The following is a 16,586-nucleotide window of genomic DNA, read 5'->3' on the forward strand; positions in this document are numbered from 1 at the left end:
ATTTAAACACCATGCATCCTGACCGTAGGAAAGCGTTCATAACGAGAATAGGTTTAGTGTAGCCTGGACGGCCACGTCCGGGCAAAATTAAGCTAGTTTCTACCCAGACGTAACCGCCCAGGCCACACTAAAACCGCAAATCCATCAAGTTAACCTACGCATTTTTATCCAGCCACGCCAGAATATAATCGGCGTCTTCTTTCCAGGTTTGCTGACCGATAACGAAGTGATTACGTCCAGCAAACTCCTTGTAGTCCAGCACAGAAAAGATGCGTCGGTTTTAACCCGGCGAGAATAAAAAATACCAGCAACTCAAGCCCTCCTAGCTCAATGCATTCCGGCAGAAAGCCACGCATTTTTTCACTTCGGCCACTGCGTTTGAGCCTTCAGGTATTTTATATTCCAGCTCTACGGTAGCCGGGAAGTTATATTTCTGATCACGCATCAGCTTCAGAACGGGTAATAAAGGCGTATCGCCCTGGCCCCAGGGTAGGTTTCCTTTACCGTGATCAGCGGTTTGGCGGTCCTTGATGTGCATACTGGAAATACGATCGTGTTTCTGTTTTAGGAAGACCAATGGGTCGGGATTGCCAGCGGCAACGTAATGGCCTAAGTCGAAATTGATGGCATTACCCGGCGATTGCGCCAGAGCGGTATCCCAGAAGGTTGGGGTTTGTTGTTCATGGCCATGATAACCCACACGTAAACCGTGTTTGTGCGCCAGCGTACCCAATCTGAGAGTCTGGGCGTCATTAGACGGGTGCTCTACCGTAACCTGATTGGCTCCCAGCAGTTTGGCCGCCTTCAGACCGTATTCAATCTCTGCATCTGAGCTTTGAATGCCAAACGTGTCGGGCTTGAATCCGTAGATTTTCACGCCTGCCTGATTGTACATTTTGCGCACCTGTTCGAACTTGGCGATGGGTGCCGATAGTCGCCATTTGGTCATTTCGGCACGGTAGGCTTTCATCTGTTCGTCGAATTGGACCAGTTGCTTTTTCTCGTCGTCGGTTAGTTCCTGTTTCTCGAATCGCTTCCGCATCAAGGGGAAAACCGATTTCATATCAACCGTATTCTTAGGCGCACCGACAAATGATTCGGCAGGGCCACCCATCAATTCAATGGCGCTGATCCCAGAATCCAGAACGTATTGCAGGGTTGCTTCAGCACTCTGGTCAGGCATATCCCGAAACGAGTAGGTAATGACCCCAATTTGTACACCATCGATCAAGGAATTGGGTTTGTCGCCCAGACTACGAATAATGGCGGGTGCTCCGAAGAGCTTACCGCTACTCAAAATAGCCCCCGAAACAAGAGCGGCTGTGGTGCCTAAAAACTGACGGCGTGTTGGCTGGTTTTCCATAATTTACATGCGGTTGGTTTAATTCGATTATTGGGTTTATTGGGCAAACAGTTTCAATTGCCCCATCGACCAGGGAATCTCGTCGGGGTCGTTAGTGAGGCTTTCGCTCAGTTGCATCCTCAAAAATTTGGCTTTAACACCATTCAGCGCAATGACATTATCTCCCTGAACACCTTTTGTTTCGGTCGGAATTTCCTTCCAGTTTTTCCCATCGTCGGATACTGAAAACGTGAAGGCACGGGGGTACTGGTGAATAAATGGAATGACCATTGCTGCAAAGGATTGGCCCGGTTTGGGTTTCCAGCCTTTTTTGATGGACTGTGGCGATGTAAAGCGAATTTCGGCTAAGCTAGCTTCTTTCGGCAATTCAATCTGATACCACATGCCCTTTTCCTGCACCGCACCCGTCGACCAGCCTTCGTAGGTAAACGCGCTTGCGGGCGACACATTACCTCCAATTCGGGTCGATGCCGTATGGCTGGCCGTCACGTGTAAGGTCTGCGGTTGTAGTTCATATGGAATCGACTTCGAAAGTTGCGCGTACTGGTAAGGCCCTTTCTGATCTGCCGTTTTCTGACGAGCCCTGGCCACCTGTTGAGGAGAAATAAACGACGCATCGTTCGATAACCCATTCCGAACGTACGACAGCACATCGGCGATCCAGTCGTCAGATTGTTCTTTCATGCTGGCCATCATGCCCCCGGCATACGTTTTGCCTTCGATAGCTCCCTCCATGCCATGCAACACGACCCGAATGGCATAATCGGGATGGGCTTGCATGTGTTGCGAACCGGCCAGCGCTGGAGCCAGCAAGCGCCCGTTCCCGGCGGGGGTCCCCATGCCATTGTTACCGTGGCACTGCGAACATAATTCATTGTAGATCAGAGCCCCTCGCTCTACCTGCGCTTTCTGATTGGCACTCAATTCGGGCGCACCAAAGGGGCCCATGTTTCGTTGTTTGGGTGGCGTTAGAATCTGCTCACCGATTAGCTTCACACCAGCGGCTTTACTACTGGCCATCGCGGTTTTGATGTTGTTGTCCAGGTCGGGCAGTTTCACGAACTTAGCCGTTAGCATAGCCTGAATCCGAACATCGGTATTAGCATCGGTCAACGCCCGTTTATAATCCGCTTCCAGCGTTTTGTCGCTCGCTTTGTATAGGCTTTCGCTAGCCCGAAGCGCCTGAATGCGTATGCGAGGATTAGTATCGTTCAGCAGCTTCTGTGCGACAGGCGCTTTTAGCGCGTCCAGACCTTCTAACGTCCAGATAGCATGAATGCGAGCCACGATATTTTTGCTGGTGAGCGCCATTGTGGTTAACTGCGGCACAATAGAGCGATCTTTACGCTGCACTAATTGCTGCTGAGCGGCATCTCTCCACCATCCGTTGGGATGCTCCAAATGTTTGACCAGATCGGCCGTCTTTTCGGCGTATAGGTTGGGGCGGGTTTTATCCCGCTCTTTCCCATCATATGTAATCCGCCAGATTCGGCCTAAACCTACTACTTTATCTAACTGGTATTGCTCGATTTTGGCCCGGAGATAAGTCCCTTTCTGCGTCCATTGCCCTTCCTGAATGATGCCGTGGTACATGTCCGTAATGTACAGCGTACCATCAGGCGCGGTGGTCATATCGACAGGTCTGAATAAGGGGTCCGTCGTGCGAAGAAATTCTGATTTCTGGTCCTGATAAACATTGTGCAAAGTCGTCAGTCCTTCGGTTACGACAGGGTTGATCTGGCGAACAATTCGGGCAACGGGCTCCCCGTAAAAATATTGGCCTTTCAGCTCGGCAGGGAGTCGGTCACCACGATACACGTCATTACCAGCCGAGCCGGTTACGTGGTTCAGCGAGCCATCGGGTTGGCGAACTTCGTCCATTCCACCCTGCATATCGGCCAGCTTTACAGGCGCTCCCCAGGGCACATCGAAACCCTGAGCCAACTCATTGGGTACATCGAAATTGCCGTACTGGATAGGAAACTGAAAATGCGAAGGAACCCCGGTAGCTCCCCCCTGAAACCATAATTTACCGTCGTCATCGTGTGTAATGCCCCATTGGGCCCGGTTGGCGCCCGTTTTTTCGCGGATAATTCCATTCGGTGTTTCCCGAATACGAAACGCGTTGACGGTACTATACAGCCAGTTATCCATTCCCCAATACATGAAAGCCTGCTGATGCTCCACATTGCCCGAACGGCCGTATTTATTGGTGAACAGCTCTTTCTTATCGGCCTTACCGTCGCCGTTGGTATCGGTGTATTTATAGACATTGTCGGCATCGGACTCCATCGTCAGGATGCAGTCTTTGCCATAAGGAAGCACGAAGCGGGGAAAAATCAGATTATCGACAAAGGCCGTTCCGGTTTCGTAGATACCATCGTTGTTTTTGTCTTCCCATCTGGAAATCCGGCTGGTTGGCTTTAGCTCGTCTTTCGAATCGGCGGTGAGCATGTACGTTCGTAGCTCCAATACATACATCCGTCCGTTACCATCGAACGAAATGGCTGCGGGCTGCTGAATAGCGGGCTCGGTCAGAACGGGCTGGATTTTATAGCCCGGTGGCAGCAAAAAAAGTTTAGCTTCCTCCGCTGGCGTCAACGGTTGAACGGGCTCCTTAGGCGCGAGGTCAACGCCTTTCCAATCCGGATCGTTGGGATCAGCGCCTTCGGGCAGTGACACTTTGGGCAGGGTATCGCCCACAACAAACGTCGATTGCAGGCGAATCTGCTGGATTGGATCAAATCCAATGAATGACGACAAAGCCACTGCAGCCACAGCGGTTGTCAGACCGAAAGTAAAGAACTGTTTCATCGTTTTATCATAAATCCCAACCTATCGGCATCGACCAGGCTGCAATCTGGTTTAGGTAAGCTGTTTTAGGAAAACTCCATGTTGACTAAAAGCACATAGCCGTCGTCTTGTACTATCCTCAAAGCACTATTTTTTCGGGTAAATGTGCAAGCGCAATAGACTGGAAGGGAGAAGACATCGGCAGATAGCCGATATTGACCGATAGAAGAGTACACAACCCATCGTCCATACGTTACTGCGGGGCGATAATTTAGCCTATTCTCTATGTTATTTATGGCAGAAGTTCTGGTTGTGCAGCGAAAGAGGCCTTTTTTTGCGGTTAATTTCATCAGGCAGACTTACTGCAAACCCAACGAATGATTCCATTAAGTACTCAACCCGTAACTAAAAAGCGCGTTTTACTTCGACTTAGTACCCTCTGTATCACCTTTCTGGCCCTGCTCATCGCCCTTTATGCCGTAACTTATTTATTAGGATTTCCTTTCCAACTAAATTCTATAGTAAACGCGCGTCCTCTTGATTTTTTAGCGGTAAAAGGGACACTAGCCCACCAGCTACTTTGGAAAACAGCCTTCACTATTCATCTCGTGGGTGGCTCGCTGGGACTTGTTCTGGGTGCTTTTTTATTTTTCTCCGGCCTCTACCAAGCCACTACCCACCGATTCTTAGGGACTATCTACACTATGGCTATTTTATGCAGTAGCGTGGCGGGTTTATACCTGAGTTATTATGCCTCAGTTAGTCCAATGGGCATCTTTGGCTTTTTCCTAACCGACATTGGCTGGTTTGGTTGTACCTGGCTAGGCGTACGGGCAGTTAGCCAAAACGAGCTTCTTAGCCATAAACGATGGTTTCTGCGTAGTTACGCGTTCACGCTTATTGTCGTCTCGTTCCGCATTCTATTCCAACTGTTTTTTAATGGGTTCCACTGGAATTTCGACATAGCCTATGTAACGAGTATCTGGCTCAGTTTAGGGCTGAATAGTAGCATAGGTGAGCTGATCATTTGGAAAACGTACCGCTACGAAGATTCGGCCCCGACAAACTTCAGCAGGTCGCGGTAGATGACGTTGTTCTTCCAGAACAATTGCGTAACCATCGGGATATGTTTCTTGCCCGGCAACACGGTAAACTCATGCTTTATACCCAATTCCTGAAGTCGCTTATCATACTTGCGTGTACTGCTGGCAATGCCTGGATAGGTATTTTCGCCCGCATACATCAATACCGGTGGGCTATCGGCCCGGAGGTAATATAAGGCCGATACAGTACGCCAAACATCGGGTTTCTTCCCAAATGCCCCCAAATACGATTCATCGCCAGGGTACTGCATTTTGGTTAAGTAATCGAACATGTCCAGTCCACCAGGGTCGTCGAGAATGGCCCCTTTTATTGGATTTTTGGTCATCCCGAATTTGGTAAACAGTTGGTCATCATTGGCGACCAGTGCGGCCAATCCACCACCCGCCGAATGGCCCATCACGAAAATTCGGTTTGGATCGCCACCGTAGTCGGCAATGTGCTGGGCTGTCCAGATCACGGCGCGAGCGCAGTCGTCGGCCATAGCGGGCACTTCGACCGAAGGCGCGAGCCGGTAATTGATCACAACGGCTACCACACCCTGCTTAGCCAGCCGCCGACCAATAATGAAATACAAATTTTTGCTGCCACTATTCCAGGCACCGCCATGCATAAACACCACAACGGGTCGGCCTTTGGCTGATGTAGAACGTGGTGTATATATATCCAGCAAGTGGCGCTCTGGACTAAAATCGGGTGATGTTGGTGAGACGTAAGCCACATCTTTCGTTCGGCGACTATTGAACGAAATCGCGTAGCCGCTTATCGAAAACAGGAATATTGATAGGATGAGTAAAGCAATCGGAATTTGCCACAGCAATCGAAGAAAATACAGGTTGGTAAAATTCATTAGGAGAATCGCGGATGAACTAGAATCGCTTAATATATACCCCAAAAGTAAGTTTCTGGATTGAGCGAACAGGAAACACCATTCAGGTTTTCCATATATAGTATAAGGCAATAGCTTAATTAATGTGAATTATGGATAAAATATGGATTTATTAACTGATTGTTAGCTATTTATAGTATTGACTTTTGTCATCCCTCCTGGCGTTGGGATGACAAAAAACTAGTATCATGCTATTTGTAAATCGGCCATAATCTACGTTAATTAGAATGGCTGCGCTTCCCATTTTTAGCAGGCGTCTTGCTTTTTAAAGCGTTTCACAAATTGATTATAGCGTAGACCAGGCCCTCTCTCTACGCCTTCACAGTAAGCATTAACAGCAATGTAAAATTTCTGGTTGTCTTTCAGTAGAGAATCTGGTATCGTTATTTGGCTTTGACCTTTTTTGTCAATTGTAATATCAGTATGATCAAAGTATTCACGACCAGAAGAGTCTGCAAAAATAAAGACATCCCATTTGAATCGAGTCATTGAGTCTAACTTACTCAGTCCCATCGCTCGTACAGTCACTCCTTCACTTGGCTTATAACAAGTCGCATCTACTACAAGGCTATCTGGAGCTGGACAAAGGGGGGGCATGTCTTGACGTGGGCAACCAAAAAAAAGTAAAGGCCCTTGTATTAAGATAAATACCTGAATGAGTTTCATAACGTAATTATGTAATAGGCAAACATTTTCAAATAAGTATTGGGCGAAAGATAGTAGATCTGTAAATGAATTGATAGAGCTAAAAACCGCATCTTTAGCTAGTACATACATACAAACCGAGGATACGAATGACGGACAAGTTAGCCTAAAGGGTAATATGTATTTAGGCGCTTAGTTGATATAAATCAATAAGCTCCTAGGTACAATCAAGAATCCAAACGCCAAAGGGCTCCATCAAAAGTCGCTGTGAATCCGATAATTCCAGTGGCACTTTTGTTGAAGGCACAGACGTAATCCGATACCCTTCACGAATCGGCTCGGGCAATTGAACAGGCAAGGGCTGATCGGTATGATTTGCTACGAGCCACCGCCGTCGGTCACCATGTATCAGCAATAAAGTACTGCACGACAACGGTTTGCTGGCATGCGTACGGATCACCTGCCCACCCTGAAATTCCAGTACCTGCGCAAAGACCACTGCTATCGGATAGAGGTGAGCCTCTTCTGAAAGGATTCCCTGGTAACCAGCTGTCTGGTAGTAAGTAGCCGCCTTAGCGCCCGTTTCGGCCAGTTGCTTGATACTGCCCACTGTCCAGCCAGAAGCCCAGCGCGTAGGGTGACGCGGGTCAGTTTTCTGAGCGTTACTCAAAAAGCGATCGGCCGGGTCGCGGGCGTCGGGGTTAAGTCGATGGCAAATTGTAATGGGCGATACATAAACCGAAGCGGACTCGGAAAACGACTTAGCAGTTCGCACCGTATCGGCCAGCCCGCCCAGATTTTCGACGATAGTTCGATTGTCGAACGCATGAACCTGCGGCTGAGCGGTATAGCTTATAAAGTCGAGACCCACTGTCGAAATACGGTTCCTATTTAAGTCGACAAAATAATAATTGGTCCCCGCTCCTACCCGTGTCTGGGGTAACTCCGCCCGTACTGTTTCGAGTGCTACAGCAAGCATGTCGGCATCGGTAACAGACCCTTCGGTCGACAGCAGTAAAAGTTCGGCCAGTATCATTTGCGGTCGACTCACCACATCCAGAAAGGCACGTAATTCGGCAACATGATTGGTCGATAAATGAAGCGCTACCAGCAACGGCCAGCCTAACCGCTGACCAGTAGCAACTTCCTGTAAAAAATCAGGTATCCAGCTAGGTTGTCCCGGGGTCACATCAACCCGGTAATGATTGAATGCGTACCCCTGCAACGTACGGACAACGGATTCACTGAGTACCGGAATTTCAGTCGACGCACCCAGCCCCAATGCGGGTAAATCAGTTCGTTGGTCTTCCTCAACCCGAATAAATATAGCCTCTGGCCCACTCTCCGCTAAGGGCGGCAAGGGTTGTTCGGGTCGGAAATGAATACGCTGATAAACGGACTCACCTGCGTGAAGTGTAACTGGAAACGGGCGGTCCTGCGGAGTACAGAAGGTTTTAAACGATGCATCGCTCCAGTTGCGCTGGTCTTCGGTTTCAAAAATATCGCCCGTCATTTCTAGCTTAAACCACTGGCCACCTGCTTGTAACCAGCGCATTCCGGCCAGTTGTTTAAACGGGTTGGCCGGACTAATAGCTTCTGGAAACTGCGCCAGCTCCAGCGAGCCATCGGCATGAATTAACTCACAAGGTTGCCCAGCGGTCCCCTGAATTGGGTGGAGAATACAAAAGCCAGCGCGATTTTTCAGGAACGTCTGGTGAGCAATTCCATCGATCGTTATCGAAAATTCGCCCGTCGCATTACCTTCGGCCACTACCTTCCAGACGAACGCAGTTGTTCCATCTGATTCATACTGGCAGGTATAACTAAGTCGAAATCCATTCGGCTCAATTGTCCACTGTTCATCGGAGATAATCGGCGTCCAGGTTGCCCAGTTTTGATCCCGAATCGCGAAATAAATCATCCGCAGAATCTCATGCCCCCCCCATCGGAAATAACGAAACGATCCGTTTTCATAACAGACGGTCATTGGTCCCATCTGTAATTCGGTAAGTGGAGGCAGGGTTGTATCGGCGCCGTATGGCTGTTGAGTCGTGGTCATAAGCTGTGCTGGAATCTGCCCAATAAAGGCAATTTCCAAACAGATTCTAACTTACCTCCCCATTGACGTTTTCAGTTTAGCCGTTGTTTAACCTTTTATAATTCACTTTTTTTCTGTCATTCCGACGTCAGGAGGAATCTCAAGTCTGACTAATAGGGTTGTTGAGATTCCTCCTGACGTCGGAATGACAGAAAAAAACACTCAAATCAACTTTCTCAATTTCATAGTCAGCGAATCCTGTTTGTAGCGTCCCTGCATCGTCAGGGTGCTGTCGTTCAGGAGCGTGTACTGTACCCGAAGTGAATCACCGGGTTCGCCATTTTCTTTTGGGAAATTAACGCTAAGTACCTTCGCTTTTTCGTCCAGTTTATACTTCCCATGCAAATCCTGCTTCTGAAATTTATCGGGATTGTATTTGAATAGACACCCGTATCGCCATTCGAAATAAAGCTTCGACCAGGCTGAGTCCTGTGGGGTCGTGGCAGAAACTGCTTTATTGTTGCGCATCATGGTTTCCACCTGCCAAACCCCGTTGAGCTTCGTCTTGGGTTCGAACGAATCCCGCAAGGAAGCGATTCGCCAGAACGCAAATCCGATCACTACGAACCGGACAACGTTCAGCAAAACAGTCTTCCCATTCAGGCTAACTTTTTCCTGATAAGCCATAAAAAGCGCCTTTAGCTTATCGTATTCTAGTGCCAGCAGAAAAAACAGCAGCAACGTGTAATGCAGCGCGTTGTAATAAGCCAGTGGCGATATTGCGTAGAAATGATCGATCAGATCAATGTTGACCATCACGGGCAACAAGATAAAAACGCCAAGCAGGCGAGTGCGCCGAAACAGGAGCAAAATGCAACCAGCAATTTGAGTCCATCCCAGAATATAAGCCATCGTTTGCGAATAGCCATAATAGGTCCAGGTTAACCAGAATCCACTCAAGTCTTTAATCGGCGTTTCGAGGACATAATTGGGCGGCTGGAATTGCGTTTTCAGAACTTTGGCTGCCCCATAGCCCGTGATCGCATAGGCGACATAAAAGGCAATGATGGTTTGAAATAGCACGTGAAGCCGTTCACCTTTTCCGCTACGTTCCCAAGTATAAGCAATTCCGAAACTAACCAGTAGCATACCGGCCAGCATCGGCAACGATTTCGCCCAATCATCGACAACCTCAAATTGCCATCGGGATAGCGATTCAACGATTTGCATCAACCCAATCAGCACAACGATCAGGCACAGCACTTCAAAAAACTTAAGCCAAAAGCTACGGGTCGTTAGCATAGAGAGGAAGATGTTATTGTAGCGCGGACATCCTGTCCGCAGGCTAAGTGATCAGATATTCGTTTCTTTTCAATTTAACCTGCGGACAGGATGTCCGCGTTACATTTACTTAGTTGCCACTCACCTTACCCGCTGGATTCGCTTTCACTTCGGCGGTGGTTGCCGGAGTGGGGGTATCAAGATGATTCCAGTTGATCAGCACGTTCCAGAGCAGGGGCGCATCGTGATGATTCAGATACCGGTGCAAGGGGTCAAACGTAAAGGCAATGACACGCCCTGAACCAACTGGCACGTTGAAAATACCGCCGTGTCCGATAATCGTCTGCTCGTTACGCACCATGCCTGATAGTACATAGGGCTCTTCTTTCTTTGGCGTAGCTGCTTTGGGCGATTCTTTCGCGGGCTTTTTATCCGGCATACCCATAATCAAGCCTTTGTATTCTTCCTCGTCCTTAAGCGGTTTGGTGCCGTATTGCATCAGCATCATATCGCGGTTATGGCGCTTCGTTTGCAAGAGCGGGGCGATACCTCGGAAAATCGGGAAGGTTTCAGGGAAACCATACATAACCGGACTATCAGGACGCCGATTTTTTACGGTCACAATCGAACCGGGGTGGAACAGCGTTGGCGCGCTAACAGCGTCTAGGTCGCGGGTAATACCGGTTTCGGCAATGATCTGCGACGAGTTATCGAGTGTAACCAACACTCCGCCTGCTTCCACAAACTGCTTCAGATTCTCAACGCCTTCGAAACCAGGACCTCCCGTAATATCATTGGTAGCATCGGGGAAACCATGTGACGGAAATTCTGGCGTTTTGGTATACGGCAGCGGGCCAAACCGCTTGTCGATTTCGTGAATAAAATTCGTTGCCGAACCACGCATTCGGGGAATCAGAATGACATCGAATTTCTTCCGAAGCTCGCCCGTTTTCAGGTGGTCCTTGTTGATCGATGTGTACGGAATACCGCGCTGCTCGAACGTAAAACGCGCCCAGCCTTCGTCCTGCGTATTGTACCAGCTATGGTAAATGGCTACGCGGGGCAAACTCACATCGTGCTGACGCAAGGGTGCACCGAGCCCGGTTGGTTCTCCTTTAGCAGCCTGTAGATCAAGCCCGAATTGAGTGGCTAGTTTTTTGGATTGGTCGGGAGTTAAGCCTTTGAAGACCACTGCCCCAGCCGCCAATGTATCTTTAATTCCGGCGATGGTTGTCTTCGTATCCAACACCACCGCTTTAGCCGTTTTGCCCCCCTGCGATTTCATCCAGAGAAGGGCAGGTAGCAAGTTATTCTGGCCTTTGTAATTCAGAACATAGTTCGTTCCGTCGCCATTGATTGCACCTGCATAATGCACATCGTCGCTGATCATTTTCAGATCACCAGTCGCGTATTTAACGCTGTCTTCAGCTTTCACATCTACGCCATACAGGTAGCCCAGCGTCCAGGCAATGTCGTCGTAAGGCGGAAATTTCGCTTCCTTTGGGTAGTTCTGTTTGGTAAGCAGCGACACCGCCAGATTGCGATAGGGTTGATTCAGCAGCACCACATAATCGCCCTGATTTTTTCCCGATTCGGCCTTATGCACTTCAATGGCCTGCGCCCGTAACTGATTGACGAGATAAGCTGCCATAGCGGGATCGCGTTGATCTTTCGAAATGACGAATGCCTTAGGTTTTTCTTCAGCGCCTTTGCGGATGTTGTTCAGCCCTTTCTGGTAAAAATTCTTCAGCATCATGCGGCTATTCGTAGCGCCGTATGACAGAGACGCCAACACGCCCGCCTGCATATAGTTAATGCCATTCCGGTATGACCAATAGACTTTTTCGGTAGCCGGATCGGGCCGGTACCATTCTTTCGAGGTCACTTCATCGCCCGCGTATTTCTGATTGGCCAGATCGCGCAAGTAGGTATTCGCTCCCGCATTGCCAAAGGTTTCGTAAAACCGGCCAACGGCATTGTGATTGTTCGAAATCCAGAGCGCATAACCGGGATACCAGCCATCGTAAAATGCCCAGGTAAACACGCCCGGAATGCCCTGTGCCGCCAGCGCCGTAATGTCATGGTGGGCCATGATCTGCCACTCGCCAATGGTGATCGGGTCGATGGTTTCGTTGTAAGGGCCGGTACCAGTCGAGATGTAGAGCAGCGGCACCGACTCGTGTAAGTCCAGACTTGCCGTTGGGTGCCACTCGTAAAAGATTTTGTAGAGTGCTTTGGTCAGCGACTGCGAAATCTGGAGGCCATCGCGATTGTTATCGTGGTAGGTGTATTTGCCCCAATACGGTGGCGATTTCGGGAAACCGTCCTCATAGTCCTTCCGAACTTTGGTGTAGCGATTATACCAGTCAACCTGCTTATCCCAGCCATCGGGTTCCGAGACAGGATTGATAATCACAATGATGTTCTCCCGAATGGTTTTAATATCGGCCGACTGACTAGTAATCAACCGGTAAGCCAGCTCCATCAGCATTTCGGGCGAACCCATTTCCGGCGAATGCAACCCGCCGTTCAAGTAATACACCAGTTTGGTATCGCCCAGCACTTTCTCGATGTCCTGATTGCCCATCTTACGGGGATCGGCCAGTAGCGCGAGTTGCTTTTTGTAATGATCCAGCCGTTTCATGGCATCCTCACTACCAATAACCACCAACTGAATCGGGCGACCTTCTTCCGTCTTGCTCACCTCCTGCATGGTGATATTAGGCGAGGTTTCTGCCAATTTCTGGTAGTAGCCGTAAATCTCAGGCGTCCGGTGAATAATCCCCGGCGTCCCGATAATCTGGCCGAAATGTTTGCGGGGCGACGGCACTTTCGGATCGTCGGGCAAGTCCAGAACCGTAGCGGGCAGGAAACGCTTATCGGTCGTGTACTCCTTTATTTTCTCGTTATAAGTTGCGTCGATTGACTGTGCTCGAAGTGATAGGCTACCGAGCACAACACCAGTTATTGCGAATAGGCTGGCCCGACAAAGTCGTTTGTTCGTAAAGAGTTGCATGAAGTTAGTTGATTGGTTAAGTATGAGGTTGGAGAAGGTAGTCGTGGTGTCGGATTCTTAAACCCGACACAGCAAGGTTTCTCAAAACCGTTTGAAAGCTACAAGCGGTTTTAAGAAACCGCACAGTGTCAGTTTTAAGAAACTGACACCACGCAGAGGGGCTATAGAACATGAAACCTTGAACCTGAAACAACAAACGTTACTGCTTAGGCTTCATCAGCTTCCGCTTAAAATATTCGGCGGTGGCGTTCCCCATTTTGAGGGCGTTGGTGTGCTTCATCCAGTGGTGCGTATCGTCGACGATGACGAGCGTTTCCATCGGAACTCCCCGTTTTTCAAGGCGACGAACGAGATCGGTGCTTTGGTTGAACCGAACGTTGCGGTCGTCATCGCCGTGGATGATCAGAACGGGTGACGTCCAGCTACTGATCGATGAAATTGGCGAGGATTGATACACAATTTTATTAGCCACTTCCAGATCAGGGATTTTCTCAAATCGCCCAGTCGATGCCTCGCCTGCTCCCCGTTGCTGACTCCAGTCGTGTACGCCATGAATATCCACACCAGCGGCAAACAGCTTAGAATCTCGGGCGAGGGCCAGTGCCGTCAGGTAGCCCCCATACGATCCGCCGTAAATACCAATTTTAGCCGGATCGACCTGCGCTTGTTCGGATAACCAAATGGCAGCGGCTTTAACATCCTGGTATTCCGAAGCGCCCAATGCCCCACCATCGGCAGGCTGGTGGAAATTGTAGCCATAGCCAATACCCAACCGATAGTTAACCGACAAAACCACAAACCCCTGACTGGCCAGATATTGGTTGAGCGCATATGAATTGGCGTAATAATCCGAGTAATTCCAGCCCAACAACATTTGTCGTGGAGGACCGCCGTGTACATAAATCAACGCTGGTTTCTTCCCAGATGCGCCACCAGCAGGTTCAAAAAGCTGACCATGTACCGTCATGCCATCAGGAGCTTTGAAGACAACTTGCTTGGGCGTAACCAATTGGTTCTGCGGAAAATTAGTAGGTATCAGATTCTGAGCCAGCACCTTCGGTGTACCTTTCGTAAAGGCCATAACGGTGGGTAGTGGTGGGCGTTGAGCCGTAGCACTGATCATGGCAATCGTAGCACCATCGCCTGTTACAACCGGCATCCATTCGAGACCAGCGCCGGGCGTGACAACTTCCATCGCGGCTTTATCGACAGGAACCCGCACAACGTGCCGACGGTCAATGTCTAACTTATCGGGACCCGTATTGCCACTGAACAACAGCCACTTGCGATCATGACTTAATGTGATGTGTTCGGCCATGAATGGAGCATTCGTCAGCAACAATGGTGTGCCACCCGATGCTGCGATGGAATACAGATGCGGCCAGCCATCTTCGTAGGATAGATACACAATTCGGTCGCCAGCGGCCCAATGTAGGTTAAAACCGCCGTGCGTAGTCGGAACGGAACCCGCCAGCGTTTTAGGCGCCTGCCAGATTTGAGTGGCCGTTCCCGAAGCTACATCCGCCGTCCAGATCGACCAGGGGCGATGTCTGCGCACCAAAATAGAATCAGGTGCGCCACCGCTTCCGGGGGTACGAACGAACACTATGCGCTTCCCATCTGGCGACCAGCTTGGCGCGTCATCTTTCGAGAACGAAGGAGCTATCCAGGTAATCGGCGTTGTTTCATCAGTAAAAACCCCAACAAACGAATGGTCTTTCCGGTCGCAGACAAAGGCCAGCTGCGATCCGTCCGGCGACCATTGAATAGAGCTGTTTGTGCCGCGTGCATTAAACAATGCTTTGGCTACCGACGACCCATCGGTTGGTGAAATCCAAACCTGACCACCTTTGATAAAGGCAATTCGATCACTTTTCGGCGAAATAACGGGCGCATCGCCTTCAGCAATAGCCTTCGGTTCACCACCCGCAAACGGAACACTCCAGATTTGTACTTTAGGAGAAACAGGCGATGAGGTCGTGTTGACTGGCAGTTCGTCGTCCCAGTTAGAACCATGATCGCCACCACGCACGTACACAACCCACTTACCATCATCGGATACCGACAGGCTGGTGATTTCCTGCCCGTCATCGTTTGTATAATTCGTGAGTTTTCGGGGAGCAAAGTCTGGCCCTTCGGCTACGTATACATTACGTTTGCCTTGTTCAGCGAATGCCCAGGCAATGCGCGATCCTGTTGCGGAACTGGTCAGTTCGTTTGGGAACGGGTAACTTTTAATGGCTTCCAGCGAGAAGGTCTGCGCCTGTAACCGAGATGATTGGGTCAGTAAAATGCCTAGCGTCAGGCAGAGGAAGGTAAGCGTTTTCATGGACTGCTGAATGAAGAAATCTATGCTTGAATGAGCCTGTTAACGGAAAGACTCAAACTACGCATATTATTTCCTATTCTGCTCAATCGGAGAAATAAAATTCTAGATTTCAGCCCAATTGTACTATAATTCAGTCAAGAGAAAGCATTCGACGTTATCGTGGTGTCAGTTTCTCAAAACTGACACCATAGGTTTCTTAAAACCTACTTTATAGACTATTTATTTGACGAGGTTTTGACCGAGCTGGCGTTCCAGAAACCTCACTTGTCAGTTTTAAGAAACTGACACCACGGAATATCATAGACTACCTCGTAGAGTTCTCTTCATACAGCACCAGCAACTTTTCAAAATGCCCGACGTAAGCATGCACATTCACCAGCATATCCCTGGATTCCTGGGTTTGTTTCTGCAACTCGTTGTAGCTGATTTCGTCATCAGATTGTATACCTGCATGAATTCCATAAGCCAGCAGCTTTCGGAGCAGTAGAAAAATCCGGTTCCATTCCGGAAACTCCAGTTGCACGTCCTGCAATTGCGAACGGATTTCTCCAGCCTCAATCTGGCTAAAATAACGTCGCATGTCATCTATCTCCGGCTGGCTGAATTGTATGGTCATGGGCTATTCCGTTTTAATAGGCCGAAGATGCGCGTTCACCATCTTAGTTTATACAGGCTCTTCGCTCTTTATCCTGAAAATTGCCCCTTCCAACGTATCATCGACGCGTATCTGGCAAGCCAGCCGACTATCGGAGTCAGCATCGGGTAAAGTGTCGAGCATATCCAGCTCCGTATCCTGTGGCTCGGGCAAGGTTTCCAGTCCGTTCAATACCTGAACATGACAGGTTGCGCAGAGCGCCATTCCGCCACAGGTTGCCAAAATGTTATATTCCGATGCTTTCAGGACTTCCATCAAACTTAGGTTGATGCCTTCAGGAATTTCGATCGGTTGCCGCTCTCCGTTGCGGTCTTCTATGGTGAATTGGATCATGACTGTAAACTGGCGCGAGTATTTACCGCACGGGCGGCCCCGTCGTGCCTTTTAATACTGCCAGCATTCGCTGGCACAGAAATAATGAAACGTCAGCGAATGCTGACAATATGAGAAGGCACGACGGGGCCGCCCGTGCGGTA

Annotated in this window: 11 protein-coding genes; 1 reads left to right on the forward strand and 10 read right to left on the reverse strand. The window is 49.3% G+C overall.

What is annotated here, in order from left to right:
* Window positions 1–322 precede the first annotated feature (322 nt).
* Together H3H32_RS21445 and H3H32_RS21450 are read right to left on the reverse strand one after the other, a co-directional pair.
* Window positions 323–1,363, reverse strand: coding sequence for a sugar phosphate isomerase/epimerase family protein (locus tag H3H32_RS21445; RefSeq protein WP_182457673.1), 1,041 nt, complete (start codon window positions 1,361–1,363; stop codon window positions 323–325).
* Window positions 1,364–1,399: 36 nt separating this feature from the next.
* Window positions 1,400–4,177, reverse strand: a complete 2,778-nt coding sequence (locus H3H32_RS21450) for a DUF7133 domain-containing protein (protein ID WP_182457674.1) — start codon at window positions 4,175–4,177, stop codon at window positions 1,400–1,402.
* A gap of 356 nt (window positions 4,178–4,533) precedes the next feature.
* Here H3H32_RS21450 and H3H32_RS21455 point away from each other — a divergent pair, with 356 nt between their 5' ends.
* On the forward strand, window positions 4,534–5,241 hold the full coding sequence (locus H3H32_RS21455) for a DUF2306 domain-containing protein (RefSeq protein WP_182457675.1): 708 nt from the start codon (window positions 4,534–4,536) through the stop codon (window positions 5,239–5,241).
* Here H3H32_RS21455 and H3H32_RS21460 read toward each other — a convergent pair.
* The 8 genes from H3H32_RS21460 to H3H32_RS21495 form a co-directional block, all read right to left on the reverse strand.
* Window positions 5,199–6,107 carry an alpha/beta hydrolase gene (locus H3H32_RS21460; RefSeq protein ID WP_182457676.1) on the reverse strand — a complete coding sequence of 303 codons (909 nt, stop codon included), beginning with the start codon at window positions 6,105–6,107 and terminating at the stop codon, window positions 5,199–5,201. The genes H3H32_RS21455 and H3H32_RS21460 overlap by 43 nt on opposite strands.
* Window positions 6,108–6,392: 285 nt before the next feature.
* The gene (locus tag H3H32_RS21465; protein ID WP_182457677.1) at window positions 6,393–6,812 is read right to left on the reverse strand and encodes a hypothetical protein; all 420 of its coding nucleotides are present in this window, start codon (window positions 6,810–6,812) and stop codon (window positions 6,393–6,395) included.
* A gap of 196 nt (window positions 6,813–7,008) precedes the next feature.
* A complete protein-coding gene (locus H3H32_RS21470; RefSeq protein WP_182457678.1) occupies window positions 7,009–8,850 on the reverse strand; it encodes a D-apionate lactonase family protein in 1,842 nt (613 codons plus the stop codon).
* A gap of 201 nt (window positions 8,851–9,051) precedes the next feature.
* Window positions 9,052–10,131 (reverse strand): hypothetical protein, encoded by a 1,080-nt coding sequence (locus H3H32_RS21475; protein WP_182457679.1) that lies wholly within the window; start codon window positions 10,129–10,131, stop codon window positions 9,052–9,054.
* 109 nt (window positions 10,132–10,240) lie between these two features.
* The gene (locus H3H32_RS21480; protein ID WP_182457680.1) at window positions 10,241–13,126 is read right to left on the reverse strand and encodes a M14 family zinc carboxypeptidase; all 2,886 of its coding nucleotides are present in this window, start codon (window positions 13,124–13,126) and stop codon (window positions 10,241–10,243) included.
* Window positions 13,127–13,325: 199 nt separating this feature from the next.
* Window positions 13,326–15,455, reverse strand: coding sequence for a prolyl oligopeptidase family serine peptidase (locus tag H3H32_RS21485; RefSeq protein ID WP_182457681.1), 2,130 nt, complete (start codon window positions 15,453–15,455; stop codon window positions 13,326–13,328).
* Between the two features lie 304 nt (window positions 15,456–15,759).
* Window positions 15,760–16,071, reverse strand: a complete 312-nt coding sequence (locus tag H3H32_RS21490; RefSeq protein ID WP_182457682.1) for a hypothetical protein — start codon at window positions 16,069–16,071, stop codon at window positions 15,760–15,762.
* A gap of 48 nt (window positions 16,072–16,119) precedes the next feature.
* The gene (locus H3H32_RS21495; protein WP_182457683.1) at window positions 16,120–16,443 is read right to left on the reverse strand and encodes a 2Fe-2S iron-sulfur cluster-binding protein; all 324 of its coding nucleotides are present in this window, start codon (window positions 16,441–16,443) and stop codon (window positions 16,120–16,122) included.
* Window positions 16,444–16,586 lie beyond the last annotated feature (143 nt).

The organism is Spirosoma foliorum, assembly GCF_014117325.1.
In the GTDB taxonomy this organism is placed as follows: Bacteria; Bacteroidota; Bacteroidia; order Cytophagales; family Spirosomataceae; genus Spirosoma; species Spirosoma foliorum.